Source organism: uncultured Bradyrhizobium sp., assembly GCF_964252615.1.
In the GTDB taxonomy this organism is placed as follows: Bacteria; Pseudomonadota; Alphaproteobacteria; order Rhizobiales; family Xanthobacteraceae; genus Bradyrhizobium.
Genome location: NZ_CAXUNQ010000055.1, coordinates 13685 through 29130 on the forward strand (window position 1 = coordinate 13685; position 15446 = coordinate 29130).

Genomic DNA, 15446 nt, shown 5'->3' on the forward strand with positions numbered 1-15446 from the left:
TCAGACCCCGCTCTGCATGGCTCGCTCGACGATTTCCTCCGGACTCTCCGGTTTCGGCAATTCGTAGCGCGGCGGAAAGCCGCGCAGCACATGGACCAGCTCGTCCACAAAGGCGATGAACAGAATCACGAGGCCGCCGCAGTAGCCGAGCTGCGGAATCCACAGCGGCACCGCGATCACGCCTTGCGAAATGTCGGAAAATTTCCACGACTGCCAGGTCATGATCGTGGCATGCAGGGCGAAAAAGCCGATGAAGCCGGCGCCGACCAGGAGCGCCGCGATCTCCACGACATGGCGGACATTGTCGGTGAGGCGATCGATCAGAAGACCGACGCGGATCATCTCGCCATGCCTGAACGTGTGGGCGAGCCCGAGGAAGGCCGTTGCCGCCATGCACCAGGAGATGAAGTCGTCGCCGGCCGGAATATTGATGCCGAGCGGACGGCCGGCTGAAAGCAACATCATCAGCACGAAGATTGCGACGAGGAAAACTCCCGCGAGGTAGCCGGAGAAAAGGTAGAGCCGATCGAGAAAGCAGCGGATCATGGTGGGTCCTTATCCCTCAAACGCAGTCTGCCCGGAAGCAATAGACGGCGCCACGCGCTCAATGTCGCCCCCGCCGCAGGCGCAGGATTATCGCATATGCCGACGCACCTTGCATTTTCGCATCCTCGACTCTTCCGAAGATGGATGGATACGCCGGTCAAGCCCGCGTATGACGCGATATGTGAATCCAGCAGGGTCAAGCCCGGCCATGACGATGCGCAGAGGCCATCCAAATCGCTCGTTGCCATAGCCTTCGCGGGGAGGACGAAAGTGCTTCTGGCGCGTATTATGTCCGGTTCTCCCTACACATACCGCGTAAAACTCCTTGCGACCTCCCGGTAGACCTCGCGCCGGAACGGCACCACCAGGTCGGCGACGCGATCCAGCCGCTCCCAGCGCCATTGGTCGAATTCCGGCGGCTGGCCGTTGCGCGGCGTCAGCGGGTCCACCTCGCGGTCATCGCCGGTAAAGCGCAGCGCGAACCATTTCTGACGCTGGCCGCGAAATTTCGCCAGCCGGTGCGATTGCGGTCCGTCGAATGGGGGAAAGTCGTAGCTCATCCAGTCGGTTTCGCCGAGATAGTCGGTATTGCTGACGCCGGTCTCTTCCCATAATTCGCGCATCACCGCATCACGCGGATGTTCGTTTTCGTCGATGCCGCCCTGCGGCATCTGCCATTCCAGTCCGGGAAGAATGATCTCGGGTCCGTCGTCCCTGAAGCGCCGCCCGATCAGAACCCGGCCTGAGCCGTTGAACAGGGCGACGCCTACATTGCGACGGTAGGGCTTGTCGTCAGCCATGCGATCTCGTCATTGCGGGGGGCGCGTTTGGGCGAACGCGGAATCCAGCAACAGGCACGGGCGCCTGGAAGACGGATGCCTAGCCATCGGCGAGCTTGGAAAACTCTTTTACCACGCGTTCATAGACCGGGCGCTTGAATGGAACGATCAGTTCGGGAAGGTTTTTCATCGGTTCCCACCGCCAGCCGACAAACTCCGCCTTGTGACCGCCGCCGGGGCTCTCGACATTGATCTCGGCGTCCTGGCCGGTAAATCGCACGGCGTACCATTTTTGCCGCTGCCCGCGGTAGCGGCCTTTCCAGGTTCGTCCGGCAACGGTGCGCGGGATATCGTAGATCAGCCAATCCGACACCTCTCCGAGCTTTTCGACCGAGCGGACGCTGGTTTCTTCGTAAAGCTCGCGCTTTGCCGCCGCCCAGGTGTCTTCGCCGGGATCGACGCCGCCTTGCGGCATCTGCCAGACATGAGTTTCGTCGACGTGTTCGATGCCTCCGGCGCGGCGTCCGATGAAGACCAACCCCGCCGCATTGATCAGCATCATGCCGACGCAGGTTCGATAGGGCAGGTCTTCATAGCGCGCCATTCCGTCGATGCCTCTCGTGTTGTTCTCTCCTCATGATGAGGAGGCGCGCTCGTCCCCGCGCGCAAAAGCGCTCCTTAAGGATAAGATCAGTTCGATTTTGATTTGAGCATCGCCGTTGTCAATGGCACAAGCATGATGCCGCGGCCCTCCAGCGATTTGATCCACGCGCTGATCCGTTCGATCGAGATCGGCAGCGCCGAGGCGATGCCGACTGCGGTTCCACGTTCCTTCGCCAGGCTTTCGAGTTTTGCCAGCGCCCGGTCGATTTCCACCGATGTCGGTACCGCGTCGATGTTGAAATCGGCCCTGGCGAAAGGCATGGCCTGGCCTTCCGCCAGCGTGGAAGCCACGCTGCGCGGCGCCGACCCATCGTCGAGATAGCCGAGGCCGCGCCTGGCCGCCTCGCGAATGACAGGTTGCATCGCCGCGTCCGTAACGACGAAACGCGCGCCCATGAAATTGGCGATTCCCGCGTAGCCCTGGAAGCGGCTCAAGTGCCAGAACAGGCGGTCGACATTCTGCTCGGCGCTCAAGGTCGTCAGCAGCGTTTGCGGCCCGGGGTCGTTGTCGGGATAGTCGAACGGCTCCATCGGGATCTGCAGCAATATCTCGTGGCGTTGCGCACGGGCGCGCTCCACCAGCTTGCCGGGATCCGATCCGTAGGGCGTAAAGGCCAGCGTTACCGCCGGCGGCAATTTCATGATGGCGTCGCTGGTCTTGGCGGCACCGACGCCGAGGCCGCCGATGACGATGGCGACCGCGGGCATCCTGGCGGCGCGGGCTCGATCGGCCTCGGTTCCGGCCGCGTAGGCGGTGAAAGGTTTCAGCCCCCCGGCGGCGAGCGGAATCATGCCATGGCGCGTTTTTTCCAGCAGGCGCTGATCGATCCCTGCCGTTACGGCAGGCGCGGCATCGCCTTCGATGGGTTCGGCGGCGTCGGCGGAAACCACGACATCGCGGCGCGCGCCGCTCGAGCCATCGATGATGGTGATGGTCTTTTTGCCCGCCGGATCCGCCGGCTTTGCTGCCTCGACTGCCGACTTCACGGCCGGCGCCTGCGCGCCTGCCGGCGCCGAGCCGGTCTTTTCGGCCGGCGGCTCAGCGCGGATCGCCACGCGCGCGCCGGGTTCGCCGCCGAGCGGATTGTCGTTGAAAATGGCGAAGCCCAGGAAGGCCAGCAACACCAGGCCCATCAGCCCCGCGATGAGCTGGCTCGCCCCGAACGGCAGCCGCAGGCGGCGGCGCCTCTTGCGCACCGTCTCCTTTCCAAGCGGCGTGCTCAGATCGTCCGCGGTCTCCGCCATGTTCCTCCCGGGTCTGGCCCGAATCAGACGGTCCGACAATACCACGACGGATCAAGCGCGCGGCAGGTCCGGAGCGCCGGGAGTCGCCACGTACCGCCATCTGTTTTGTTGCGCGGTCCGGCCGTCGTCCCCGCGCAGCCGTTGGGATATGCACATATCTCCAGCCTCATTGCTGCGCCTTGTGCCGCGCATGACGTAGACCGCGCTGCCCGGCCTTGTGCCGGCGATGACGTAGACCGCGCCGTCATGCCCGGCCTTGTGCCGGGCATCCACGTCTTTCTTTCTGATGCGGAGCACAGACGTGGATGGCCGGGACGAGCCCGGCCATGACGTAGAAGGCGCTGCCCGGCCCTTGCGCCGGCGATGACGTAGACCGCGCTGCCGGCCTTGTGCCGCGCATGACGTAGACCGCGCTGCCCGGCCTTGTGCCGGGCATCCACGTCTTTCTTTCTGATGCGGAGCAAAGACGTGGATGGCCGGGACGAGCCCGGCCATGACGATGAGATGTGTGCATCCAGTCGGGGCTTTATCCGGCAATCCAACCGCTTCGGACCCATAACCACCGGCGTTTGTGGTACATAATGCTGGTGAGGTGCCGGTCACTTCAACAAAAAGGGCGGCCCGAAGGCCGCCCGATCTGCCAGAACAGATGGTTCCGGCCAGCTATCAGTTGGCCACCTTGTTGGCGGGCTTGTCGATCGCCGCCTTGTCGCCGGTCGCGGGCGCCGTGGCATTGACCTTGACGCCGTGCAGCAGGTCGGCCGCCATCTTCAGCGCCTTGTCGTCCTTGGCATCCGGCGGCACATAGGATTGCGATCCGGTCTTCTCGTCACCTTCGGATTTGAGATGGCCGCGCAGCGAAGCTTCGCCCTTGGTGTCGGTGCGCGACTTCAACTCGTCCGGCACGTCCTGCAGCACCTCGATGTCAGGTACGATGCCCTTGGCCTGGATCGATTTGCCGGACGGGGTGAAGTAGCGCGCGGTGGTGAGACGGAGCGCGCCGTTGCCGGAGCCGAGCGGGATGATGGTCTGTACCGAGCCCTTGCCGAACGAGCGCGTGCCCACCAGCGTTGCGCGCTTGTGGTCCTGCAACGCGCCGGCGACGATTTCCGATGCCGAGGCCGAACCGCCGTTGATGAGGACGATCACCGGCTTGCCCTTGGCGAGATCGCCGGCATGAGCGGTGCGGCGCTGGGTCTCCTCGGCGTTGCGGCCGCGGGTCGAGACGATCTCGCCGCGCTCGAGGAAGCTGTCGGATACGGTCACCGCCTCCTCCAGCAAGCCGCCGGGATTGTTGCGCATATCGATAATGAAGCCTTTCAGCTTGTCGGCGCCGATCTGCGTGGTCAGCGCCGCGATTTCCCGCTTCAGGCCTTCGGTGGTCTGCTCGTTGAAGGTGGTGATGCGGATGTAGGCGATATCGTCGCTTTCCACGCGCGCGCGCACCGAGCGGACGCGGATATTGTCGCGCACCAGCGTCACGTCGATCGGGTTGTCCTGGCCCTTGCGAATGATCTTCAGCCGGATCTTGGTGTTGACCGGGCCGCGCATCTTCTCGACGGCCTGATTAAGGGTCAGGCCCTGCACGGCTTCGTCATCGAGATTGGTGATGATGTCGTTGGACATGATGCCGGCCTTGGACGCCGGCGTGTCGTCGATCGGCGAGACGACCTTGATCAGTCCGTCTTCCATGGTGACTTCGATGCCGAGCCCGCCGAACTCGCCGCGGGTCTGCACCTGCATGTCGCGGAAACTCTTGGCGTCCATGTAGCTCGAATGCGGATCGAGGCCGGTCAGCATTCCACTGATGGCGGATTCGACAAGCTTGCTGTCGTCCGGCTTCTCGACATAGTCGCTGCGAACCCGTTCGAAGACGTCGCCGAACAGATTGAGCTGGCGATAGGTGTCCGATGTCGCGGCACGCGCGCTCGACCCCATCAGCACGGCGCGCGGCTGGGTCACGAAAAGCGTCAGTGCCGCGCCAGTGGCGGCGCTGAGAAGAATTATGGAAGTCTTGCGCATCATCCGCGGACCTTTTCGCCTTCATTTGCGGCCCACCATGGGCCTGGATCAATGGGAGTGCCGTCCTTACGGAACTCGATATAGAGCACGGGCTGACTCGCGTTCGCCGCGATAATGGATGCAACCTGAGACGTGGTCCCCATGCTTGCGACCGGCTCCCCCGTCAGGACAAACTGGCCGATATTGACCGAAATGCGCTCCATCCCGGCGATCAATACATGATACCCGCCCCCGGCGTTGAGGATCAAGAGTTGACCGTAACTGCGGAAAGGCCCGGCGTAAACAACCCAGCCGTCACACGGTGTCGTGACCTGCGCGCCGGGCCGGGCTGCCAAAGAAATGCCTTTTTCTGCGCCGCCGACACCGTCCGAACCGCCGAAGTCGCGAATCTTGACGCCGTTGACCGGCAGGGCGAACAAGCCCTTGGCGGATGCGAAGGCAATGGCCGGGCTGAGCCGGCCCGGATCTTTAAGGGCCCTGAGATTGGGCTTGCCGTTAAGTGCCGCGGGGGCGCCTTGCAGGCTCGCGGACGCGGCCGCCTTGGCAGCGCTTTTGAGATCCTGCTCCATCTTGGCGATCAGGCCCTGCAGGCTGTCGGCCTGGCGCGCCAGCGTGAGCGCCCGCGCGCCTTCCGCTTCCATGTCCTTTTCGATCGCATTCTGCTTGCGCTGCCGTTCCTCGACCAGGGAGGCAAGCTGGGCCTGATCGCCCTTGAGCCTGTCGCGGTCGACCGCAAGCTGGTCGCGCTCGGCTCCGATCGTCTTGCGCAGGTTGATCAGCTCACCGAGATCGCCCACGAGCCGTTCGGCCTGGGTGCGCATCTCCGGCACCACGGAGCCCAGCAGCATCGCCGTGCGTAGCGATTGCAGCGCGTCCTCCGGCCTCACCAGCAAGGCCGGCGGCGCGCGGCGTCCCGCGCGTTGCAGGGCAGCCAGCACTTCGACGATTTCGGAGCGGCGCGAATCGAGCGAGGCCCGGATCTGCTGCTCGCGCGCGTCGAGCGGGCGCAGCCGCGCTTCGGCATCGCCGATCCTGGTTTCGACCAGGCGTACGCGCGCGGCGATATCGATCAATTGCTGGTTTAGCTTGCTGCGATCCTGGCCGATCGCCGCGATATCGGCCTTGAGCTTTTCCTGCAATTCCGCCGCGCTCTTCTGCTGCGCGCGCGCCGCTTCGAGTTCCTGCTCGTGCTGCTTGATCACATCCGCGGACGATGCCGCGACCTGCGGCGCCGCCGCCGCCGCCGCGACCTGCGCATGCGCGGGCGAAACAACCAGGCCGGCGAAGCTCGCGGTCAGCACGATCAGGAACAGCGGAGGACGGGTTGAATGCGGCTGACCGCGGCGCGCGGTGTCATGGTCCAAGCTCGTGTGCCGCGTTGCGTGCATCGGATCGGGTCGGCGCTTTTTCTGCGCGCTCAGGCGCGGTGATAAGGGTGGCCGGCCAAAATGGTCGCCGCACGGTAAATCTGTTCCAGAAGCATGACCCGCACCAGTTGATGCGGCCATGTCGCAGCGCCGAACGCAACGCTGAACTTTGCCTTGCGCCGCAAATCGGGCGAAAGTCCGTCCGCGCCGCCGATCACGAAAATAGTGTTCGCAACCGATTGATCCCGCCAGCGCCCAAGATGCCGGGTGAACGCCGCGGTATCGATGCCGTCTCCGCGCTCATCCAGGGTCACCAGGACCGATTTCTGGGGGATTTGCGCCGAAATCGCCGCGGCCTCGTCGGCCATGCGGGTTGCGGCGTCGCGCGCGCGGCTTTCCGGGATTTCATGGATATCGAGGCCGCGAAAGCCGAGCTTGCGGCCGAGTTCGTCAAATCGCTCGCGGTAGCGCTCCGCAAGGTCCCGCTCCGGGCCTTGCTTGAGGCGGCCGACTGCAATGACGACGAGGCGCATCCGCACACGCTATCATGCGCCCGGCCGATTCTCACCGGCCTTCGACTTACAGCGTGTTCGCCGCCGTCGGGCTCTGCGTCCACAACCGTTCCAGATTATAGAACTCGCGAACCTCGGGTCTGAACACGTGCAAGATCACGTCGCCGGAATCGATCAGCACCCAGTCGCAATTAGGCAAGCCCTCGACGTGGATGCTTTTGATTCCGGTCTCCTTGAGACCTTTGGCGACATTCTCCGCGATCGCGCCGACGTGCCGGTTGGCCCGGCCCGAGGTGACGATCATGTAGTCCGAAAACGAGGATTTGCCGCGAAGATCGATGGTGACCGTTTCTTCCGCCTTCATATCGTCGAGGCGGGAGAGGATCAATTTCAGGGTTTCGTCGGCATCAGGTCGCGCCTTCAAAACCACGGCTTGGGTCGATGTTTTACGCGCGGATTTAACTACCTTGGGTAAAACAGACTTGGACAATACAGATGTGGCCAGGGACCATTCCTTTCACTGTATCGCGATACGCCGAATCCCGGCGCCCGCTGACTATACTACGGATGTGGGGGTAACGGTTTCAATAATCCAGTCAGCCGTCCATTTATGACTTGAATGATGCTTTCCAGCTACCATCGGGGTTCCGCAGCCCGGTCGAAGACAGGCTCGATTTGAGCCCGGTGAGAAAAACCCAGGCCGGGGCGCGACGGCGCGCCAGCCCGCCGGCGTCGCGTTCGGCAATCCGGTACCGGGCGAGCGCCCGGGCCGCGGGCGCGGCCAGCGCGCGAAAACCTTGCGGCGGGCGGTCGATCACCGCCATCGGCACCTCGGAGGCGATGCGCCGCCAGTTTTGCCAGTGGTGAAATTGCGCGAGATTGTCGGCGCCCATGATCCAGACGAAGTGCGCCCCGGAACAGCGGCGGCGCAAATAGCTGATGGTGTCCTCGGTGTAGCGCGTTCCGATGACGGATTCGAGACAGCTCACATCGATGCGTGGATCGTCGGCCATTTTGCGGGCGGCGTCGGCGCGCGCGTTGAGGTCGTGGTAGCTCGCCGCTTCCTTGAGCGGATTGCCCGGCGTCACCAGCCACCACACCCGGTCGAGCTTCAGACGCTTGATGGCAAACTGGCTGATGGCGCGATGCGCGGCATGAGGCGGATTGAACGAGCCGCCGAGCAGGCCGATGCGCATGCCGTCGGCATGAAGCGGGATTTCGTGCGAGGTCGGGCCCGGCCGCGCAGCGACGTTCAACGCAGCCACCGCGTGCGCAGGCTTTTTTTGCTTGACGCGTTTTCTTCACGCGAAGCGGTTGTCGCCCCGGACCGGATCCGGGCCGGGCTTTCGCCTGAAAACGCCATGGCCTTCACGGCCGGGTCTGTCCGGTGCCGTGAACGCGGTATTTGAAGCTGGTCAACTGTTCGGCGCCGACCGGGCCCCGGGCGTGGAATTTGCCGGTGGCAATGCCGATTTCCGCACCGAAACCGAATTCGCCGCCATCGGCGAATTGCGTCGAGGCGTTATGCAGCACGATCGCCGAATCGACTTCGTTGAGGAATTTCTCCGCCGTTTTCACGTCTTCGGTCACGATCGCGTCGGTATGGCGGGAGCCGTGCCGGCGGATATGCGCGATGGCTTCATCGACGCCGCCGACTACTCTGGCCGCGATGATCGCGGCTTCATATTCGGTGTCCCAGTCCTCGTCCGACGCCGGTTTCACGCGCGGATCGGTGCGCTGCACGGCGGCGTCGCCGCGCACCTCGCAGCCGGCATCGATCAGCATTCCGACCAGCGGCTTCAAGTTCTCTGCGGCGCCGGCGCGATCGACCAGCAGGGTTTCGGCAGCGCCGCAGACGCCGGGGCGGCGCATCTTGGCGTTCAGCACGATCGACTTCGCCATTTCAAGGTTGGCGGCATGGTCGACATAGACGTGGTTGACGCCTTCGAGATGCGCGAACACCGGCACGCGCGCTTCGGCCTCGACGCGGGCGACCAAGCTCTTGCCGCCGCGCGGCACGATCACATCGATGCCGCCGTTCAGCCCGCTCAACAATAATCCGACCGCAGCGCGGTCACGGGTCGGCACCAGCGTGATCGCAGCCTCCGGCAAACCGGCTTCGCGCAGGCCCTGCACCAGACACGCGTGAATCGCGCGGCAGGACCGGAAACTGTCGGAGCCGCCGCGCAGGATCACCGCGTTGCCGGATTTCAGACACAGCACGCCGGCGTCGGCGGCGACGTTGGGGCGGCTTTCGAAAATCACCGCCACGACCCCGAGCGGCACCCGCACCCGTTCGATAGTCAGGCCGTTGGGGCGCTGCCAGCTCTCGGTGATGACGCCGACCGGATCGGCGATGTCGCGCACCGTGCGGATACCATCGGCCATCGCATCGACCCGGGCCGGCGTCAGCGTCAGCCGGTCGATGAAGGCTGCGGTAGCGCCGCCGGCGCGGACGTCGGCGACGTCTTCGGCATTGGCGGCGAGAATCCCGTAAGCGTCGGCGCGAATCGCACCCTCCATCGCGTCGAGCGCGCGGTTCTTCTGCTCGGGCGAGGCGAGCGACAGCACCCGCGCGGCGTCGCGCGCGTGCGCGGCGAGATCGGTCATCAGGACAGGCAAATCGGCCGACCCGTCGATGGTTTTGAGGGAAGCCGTCATGTTGGTTCCGTCTAGAATTTCAGGCCTAATCTAGCCCATGAATCATGCGTTTACGAGAGGTTGCGCGGCGCGGCCGCCGGATCGGTCGGTCGAAACTCGACTAAAAGGAAACTGAAGACCCCGTTTGCGACCGGCCGTTAGTAGCATTAGGTATTACTTTATGCGGTAATCCGGAGATGGTCATGGCCACCAGCTACAGCATCGGCAAGCACTTCGAAGAGTTCATCGCGAGCCTGATCGCCAGCGGTCGCTACTCGACCGCAAGCGAGGTGATTCGCGATGGGCTCCGCATGATCGAGGAGCGCGAACAAGACCGCGAGGCCAAGCTGGAATGGTTGCGCGCTGAAATCCAGAAAGGCCTCGATAGCGGCCCGGCGGAAGAGGTTGGCGACATGTTTGCTCGAATCAAAGCGGAAGGACGAAAGCGACTGGCCGCAAAAGATGGCAAATAGCCTTCGCAAAAGCCCGCAAGCGGAGATGGATGTCGCATCGATCTGGCAATCCATCGCGAACAATAACGTGAGGGCCGCCGATGCAATGCTCGATCGTATCGAGGCGGCGTTTGACATGCTGGCGCAAGCTCCTCTGGCGGGCCGTAAACGAAGCGATCTGGGTGCAAACCTGCGCAGTTTTCCCGTTGAAGGCTACATCGTCTTCTACACTCCGGTCTCCGATGGCATCGAAGTTGTGCGCGTGATGAGTGGCCGCCGCGACATCGGATCGGATGACGTGACGTGAACCTCACCCCCGCGCCGCGCCGATCACCAGATCGTCGCGATGGATCATCTCCGCGCGGCCGCTGATGCCGAGAATGTGCGCGGCATCGGAAGAGGGGCGGCCTTTGATCTTGTCGGCGTCCTCGGCGTCGTAGGCGACAAGCCCGCGGCCGATCTCGTGGGTGTCGGGGCCGCGCACCACCACGGCATCGCCGCGCGCGAACTGGCCGTCAACCCGGATCACGCCGGCCGGCAACAGGCTCTTGCCGGCGCGCAGCGCGGTCACCGCGCCGGCATCTATGGTCAGCGTGCCTTTCGGTTCCAGCGAGCCGGCGATCCAGCGTTTTCGCGCGGTGACCGGATTGGCGGGCGTCAGGAACCAGGTGCAGCGGCCGCCGTCTGCGATGGCCTGCAGCGGGTGCTCGATCTTTCCCGACGCGATCAGCATATGGGTGCCGGCCGAGGTGGCGATCTTTGCCGCCTCGATCTTGGTGAACATGCCGCCGCGCGACAATTCAGACTCCGCCGCGCCCGCCATCGCCTCGATCTCTGCGGTAACGGACTCGACGAACGGAATCAGTTTTGCCGCCGGATTGGAAGCCGGCGGCGCGTCGTAGAGGCCGTCGATATCCGACAGCAGGATCAGCAGGTCCGCGCTTGCCATGGTTGCGACGCGCGCGGCCAGGCGATCGTTGTCGCCATAGCGGATCTCGTTGGTGGCGACGGTGTCGTTTTCGTTGATGACGGGCACCGCGCGCCATTCCAGCAGTTTTGCGATGGTGGAGCGCGCATTGAGATAACGGCGGCGCTCTTCGGTGTCCTGCAGGGTGACGAGAATCTGCCCGGCGCCGATACCGTGATGCCCCAGCACCTCCGACCAGATCCGCGCCAGCGCGATCTGGCCCACGGCTGCGGCGGCCTGGCTCTCTTCCAGCTTCAGCGTGCCGCGCGGCAGTCTCAGGCGGCTGCGGCCGAGCGCGATGGAGCCGGACGAAACGATCAGCAACTCGCGGCCTTCGTCATGCAGTTTGGCGAGATCGGCAGCGAGCGCCGTCAACCACGACGCCCGCACCTCGCCGGCACCGGAATCGATCAGCAGCGAGGAGCCGACCTTGACCACGATGCGGCGAAAATTTTCAAGCAAAGGGAGGGATGCCGTCATCGCGAGCGCGACGAAAAAAATCCATCCGCATCATTGCCGGGACTGGCCCGGCAATCGGTTTTCTTCGAACGACTATTCCGAAACGGGATGGATGCGCGGGTCAAGCCCGCGCATGAAGGACGGATCGCTTCGGCGGTTTGCTGCTCGCGGCGACGGCGTTGACGCGACATCCGCTATCAACCCATCACAAAGGCATTGAGCTTGTTGCCTTCGGGATCGCGGAAATAGGCCGCGTAGAAATTGTCGCTGCGCGGGCCCGGGGGCCCCTCGCAGGTGCCGCCCAGCGACAATGCAAGTTGATGGAGACGATCGACCTGGGCCTTGTCTTTCGCCGCAAACGCCGCCATGACGCCGTTGCCGACAGTCATCGGCTTGCCGTCATGCGGAAGTGCGAGGCCGATGCCGGCGCCGCCGCCCGGTTTGCCCCATGCGATGAAACGCTCATTTTCCATGAAACGGCCCGCGCCGAGTTCGCCGCATATCCTGTCGTAGAAGGCCCCGGACTTTTTGAGATCGTTGGTGCCCAACGTGACGTAGCCTATCATCAAGCGTTCTCCGTGCGATTTGTGGATCATGCAGTTTTGCAGCCCGACGGCGCTAGCGCAAGTCGGCTGCGACCCCATCCTTCACTTCATCATCGCCTCGGCTTCGTCCCGGAACGCTTTTCGCGAGGCGTCGCGCGCATAGAACATGTGGCCGCCGGGATAGACCACGAGCTTGACGCGATCCGGCGTGGCGTAGGCCGGCAGTTGGTCGAGCTGGATTTTCGAACCGAAATAGGGCGTGGCGAGATCGAACAGTCCGTGCGCCACCAGGAGCTTCAGTTTCGGGTCGAGCGCGAGAATCCGCCGCAATTGCGAGATCGATTCGGCGGGATTTTGACTGCGGCCGAAATCCCATGCCCTGTTAACCGAGCCGTTGAGCAGATGGTAGGAGCCGTCGGGACGCCAGTTGAGCTTGCGGGCGGTAAGGTCAACGGCCGCGCTGGTCAGCGGCGCGATCAGCGGTTCGGCCGACGCATCGTCAAAACGGTAGGACGTCGAGTCCGGGTAGGGATCGAGGCCTTCGACCGAGGCGTCGTAGCGCCCCGTCACCCTGTCGTTCTTGCGGTCGAATTCGCGGCGGAAATCGCCGACGCCGAAGCGTCCGGTCAGCCTGCGGCTCGCGGCCTGATCGATCCCGGTCAGCTCCGCCACCTTATCGGCAAGACGGGTGGACGCTTCCGCATCGGCCTGGCCCTTGACCAGGTCGAGCAGAAAATCGCCGCGCGCATAGCGCTCGACATCGGCCATATCGGCGCGGGTGACGGCGCCTTTTTTCTCCTTTTCCCGCGCCACGGCCGCCATGGTAGGCAGGCGCGACACATATTGCAGGATGCTGGAGCCGGAATAGTCGCGGAAGTCGAGCACCGGCGAGACCAGGATCAGGCCTTTCACGCCGATGCCCTGGTCGGTCTGCAAGTTGCGCACGATCTTCGGCCCGCGGATGCCGCCATAGCTTTCGCCGACGACGAATTTAGGCGACAGCAGGCGGTCCGACTTTTCCAGCCAGCGGCGGATCATCAGCGCGATCGAGTCGGCGTCGCCGTCGACCGAGAAAAAGCGCTTGCGCACATCGTCGCCGGCCGCGACGAAACGGCTGTAGCCGGTGCCCACGGGATCGATGAACACGAGATCGGTGAAATCGAGCCACGTCTCGGCGTTGGGCTGCAGTTCGGGCGAGGTGGAAGAGCTTACCGCGTCGGCGTTGATGGCCAGCCGCCAAGGCCCGGCGTTGCCCAATTGCAGCCAGGCGGACGCTGAGCCCGGGCCGCCATTGAATACGAACGTGACGGGCCGGGTCCGCGCGTCGGTCCCGTCGAGCTGATATGATGTGTATGCGAGGTCGGCTTGCGGCTCGCCCTTGCCGTCGAACAGGCGGATCGAACCCGCGGTCGCCGTGAAGGCGAGCGTGCGGCCGGGCAGCGCCAGCGTCTGTTTGGTCGTGGAGTCCGGCGGCAGCCGGTGCTGCTCGGCAACGGCCGGCGACGATGGCGAGATGTCGCCGCGTGCCCTGGCTCCGCCGGTCTTCTGGCCCGAAGGCGCGGGAGTGAACGCGGAGGACGGCTGGGCGGGGGGTGCGGCGTCTTCGGCGCGCACCTCGGTCAGCATCAAGGAAGCAAGCAGCGCCACGGCCGCGCAGGCGCCATGCAGCGCCGGAAACCGGATTGCCATGTCTAGTCTCCTTGCCTCCCGGTTGCGGGCCCGGATTGCTTTGCAAAATGCACTGGCGGCGCTTGACCGGCAATAGCGTTCTGCTCCGGCAGCGGATAGGATAAGCGATGGATCGCCGAAATTTTATCGCTGGATGCGCCGGTTTCTCGCTGACCGCGAAAGCAACCGACGTGCTCGGCCAATCCGGTTCGCTGACCAGAATCATTTTTCCCTTCGCGGCCGGCGGCGGCGGCGACGCGCTTTGCCGGATAATGGCTCAAACTCTGGGGCCGTCGCTCGATCGCAATGTCGTCGTCGAGAACCGCACCGGGGGCGATGGATTGATCGGGATCAAATCCGTCAAGGGCACCCCTCCCGACGGGTCCACAATTCTGGTGACGACCGGCCCGACCATGTATCTGCTGCCGATGACGGAGGTCACGCCGAGCTTCGATACGGCGAAGGACTTCGTGCCGGTCTCGCTGCTGGCTCGCTTCGAATTCGCCGTGGTTGCCGGTCCCGCCATCGGCGCCCAGGATTTCAAGCAGTTCGTGGCGTGGCTCAAGGCCAATCCGGACAAGGCGAGCTTCGGGGTGCCGAGCAACGGGACCATTCCACATTTCATCGGGTCGAAACTCGAACAGGTGCTGGGCACGCCCATGACGCGGGTGCCATACCGGGGCAGCGCGCCCATTGTGAACGACCTGATCGGCGGCCATCTGCCCTTCGGCATCACGACGGTCGCCGATGTGATCGCCCAGCACCGCGCTGGCCGGTTGCGGATTCTTGCAGTGACGAGTGCCGAGCGTTCGCCGTTCGTGTCGGACGTGCCGACGCTGAAGGACAGCGGCGTCGAATTGGCGGCCGATGCCTGGTACGGGATGTGGCTGCCGGCCGGCAGCCCGGCGGAGCTGGCCCGGCAATTGAGTGCCGCGGCCGTCGCCGCGCTCGCCAGGCCGGAGGTGCGGGAGAAGCTTCAGGCGATCGGGCTGATCCCGGTCGGCACGACGCCGGAAGGTCTCATCGCGGAGCTCGCCGCCGACACCGCGTTCTGGCAGCCGATCGTGAACGCGACGGGATACAAGATCACGAACTGACGCCGGATGTTCTTCGTCGCAGCCGGGCTCGTCGTTGCTGGATTCCCACATCTCGTCATACGCGGGCTTGACCCGCGTATCCATCCATCTTCGGACGAGTCGTTTCGAAGCGGATCGATGGCCGGGTCAAGCCCTACTGGATGCACACATCTCTGCGCGGTCCGAGCGCCACTCTTGCGGCGGCTTTGATTCTCTGAATCGATACTGGTTCGGCGTCGATCGGAGAGCATCGGATGGATGCGCGGGTCAAGCCCGCGCATGACGCGAGATTTGTTTTTCATGGCTGCCGGTGCCAGCGGAGCGGCGGATTACGCCTTTCACCTTCACCCGGTTGAGCGGTCGCGGCCGGGGCCGCTGATCCGCCTTGCGAAGCTCAAACCGGCGTTCACGCACTTGTGAATGTATACCTATCCACAGCCTCATAACCCGGCTTATCCTGCTCGTGTCCTGCCCCACTACAGGGGCGCTCGCGAACGTCACGGAC

General features: G+C 64.2%; 16 protein-coding genes. 3 read left to right on the forward strand and 13 right to left on the reverse strand.

Annotated elements, in window-relative coordinates:
- The 10 genes from ACFE72_RS20775 to ACFE72_RS20820 form a co-directional block, all read right to left on the reverse strand.
- Positions 1 to 546, reverse strand: coding sequence for a TRAP transporter small permease (locus ACFE72_RS20775; protein ID WP_375415008.1), 546 nt, complete (start codon positions 544 to 546; stop codon positions 1 to 3).
- Between the two features lie 302 nt (positions 547 to 848).
- Positions 849 to 1346, reverse strand: coding sequence for an RNA pyrophosphohydrolase (locus ACFE72_RS20780; RefSeq protein WP_375415009.1), 498 nt, complete (start codon positions 1344 to 1346; stop codon positions 849 to 851).
- A gap of 79 nt (positions 1347 to 1425) precedes the next feature.
- Entirely contained in the window at positions 1426 to 1929 is a 504-nt protein-coding gene (locus ACFE72_RS20785; protein ID WP_375415010.1) for an RNA pyrophosphohydrolase, read from the reverse strand.
- 86 nt (positions 1930 to 2015) lie between these two features.
- A complete protein-coding gene (locus ACFE72_RS20790) occupies positions 2016 to 3233 on the reverse strand; it encodes a divergent polysaccharide deacetylase family protein (protein ID WP_375415011.1) in 1218 nt (405 codons plus the stop codon).
- A 666-nt stretch (positions 3234 to 3899) separates the two neighbouring features.
- Positions 3900 to 5258 (reverse strand): S41 family peptidase, encoded by a 1359-nt coding sequence (locus ACFE72_RS20795; RefSeq protein ID WP_375415012.1) that lies wholly within the window; start codon positions 5256 to 5258, stop codon positions 3900 to 3902.
- Complete coding sequence (locus tag ACFE72_RS20800) at positions 5255 to 6643, reverse strand: murein hydrolase activator EnvC family protein (protein ID WP_375415013.1); 1389 nt, start codon at positions 6641 to 6643, stop codon at positions 5255 to 5257. Before ACFE72_RS20800 ends, ACFE72_RS20795 begins: the two co-directional genes overlap by 4 nt.
- Before the next feature lie 29 nt (positions 6644 to 6672).
- Entirely contained in the window at positions 6673 to 7155 is a 483-nt protein-coding gene (rlmH, locus tag ACFE72_RS20805; protein ID WP_375415014.1) for a 23S rRNA (pseudouridine(1915)-N(3))-methyltransferase RlmH, read from the reverse strand.
- 46 nt (positions 7156 to 7201) lie between these two features.
- On the reverse strand, positions 7202 to 7558 hold the full coding sequence (gene rsfS / locus ACFE72_RS20810; protein ID WP_375415015.1) for a ribosome silencing factor: 357 nt from the start codon (positions 7556 to 7558) through the stop codon (positions 7202 to 7204).
- 184 nt (positions 7559 to 7742) lie between these two features.
- Complete coding sequence (locus ACFE72_RS20815) at positions 7743 to 8390, reverse strand: nicotinate-nucleotide adenylyltransferase (protein WP_375415023.1); 648 nt, start codon at positions 8388 to 8390, stop codon at positions 7743 to 7745.
- Between the two features lie 112 nt (positions 8391 to 8502).
- Positions 8503 to 9795, reverse strand: a complete 1293-nt coding sequence (locus tag ACFE72_RS20820; RefSeq protein ID WP_375415016.1) for a glutamate-5-semialdehyde dehydrogenase — start codon at positions 9793 to 9795, stop codon at positions 8503 to 8505.
- 182 nt (positions 9796 to 9977) lie between these two features.
- Between ACFE72_RS20820 and ACFE72_RS20825 the strand changes: the two genes are divergently transcribed.
- Both ACFE72_RS20825 and ACFE72_RS20830 read left to right on the forward strand, forming a co-directional pair.
- Positions 9978 to 10247: a type II toxin-antitoxin system ParD family antitoxin gene (locus tag ACFE72_RS20825; RefSeq protein ID WP_375415017.1), complete on the forward strand. Its 270-nt coding sequence runs from the start codon at positions 9978 to 9980 to the stop codon at positions 10245 to 10247.
- A complete protein-coding gene (locus tag ACFE72_RS20830; RefSeq protein WP_375415024.1) occupies positions 10237 to 10533 on the forward strand; it encodes a type II toxin-antitoxin system RelE/ParE family toxin in 297 nt (98 codons plus the stop codon). The genes ACFE72_RS20825 and ACFE72_RS20830 overlap by 11 nt, the downstream gene beginning before the upstream one ends.
- A 3-nt stretch (positions 10534 to 10536) precedes the next feature.
- On the opposite strand, the gene proB is transcribed toward ACFE72_RS20830, so the two are convergent.
- The 3 genes from proB to ACFE72_RS20845 all read right to left on the reverse strand — a co-directional run bounded on the left by proB (position 10537) and on the right by ACFE72_RS20845 (position 13886).
- Positions 10537 to 11673 carry a glutamate 5-kinase gene (gene proB / locus ACFE72_RS20835; protein ID WP_375415018.1) on the reverse strand — a complete coding sequence of 379 codons (1137 nt, stop codon included), beginning with the start codon at positions 11671 to 11673 and terminating at the stop codon, positions 10537 to 10539.
- 176 nt (positions 11674 to 11849) lie between these two features.
- Complete coding sequence (locus ACFE72_RS20840) at positions 11850 to 12218, reverse strand: VOC family protein (protein ID WP_375415019.1); 369 nt, start codon at positions 12216 to 12218, stop codon at positions 11850 to 11852.
- Positions 12219 to 12299: 81 nt separating this feature from the next.
- Positions 12300 to 13886, reverse strand: coding sequence for a S10 family peptidase (locus ACFE72_RS20845; protein ID WP_375415020.1), 1587 nt, complete (start codon positions 13884 to 13886; stop codon positions 12300 to 12302).
- Positions 13887 to 13993: 107 nt separating this feature from the next.
- Between ACFE72_RS20845 and ACFE72_RS20850 the strand changes: the two genes are divergently transcribed.
- Complete coding sequence (locus ACFE72_RS20850) at positions 13994 to 14962, forward strand: Bug family tripartite tricarboxylate transporter substrate binding protein (RefSeq protein ID WP_375415021.1); 969 nt, start codon at positions 13994 to 13996, stop codon at positions 14960 to 14962.
- Positions 14963 to 15446: the final 484 nt, after the last annotated feature.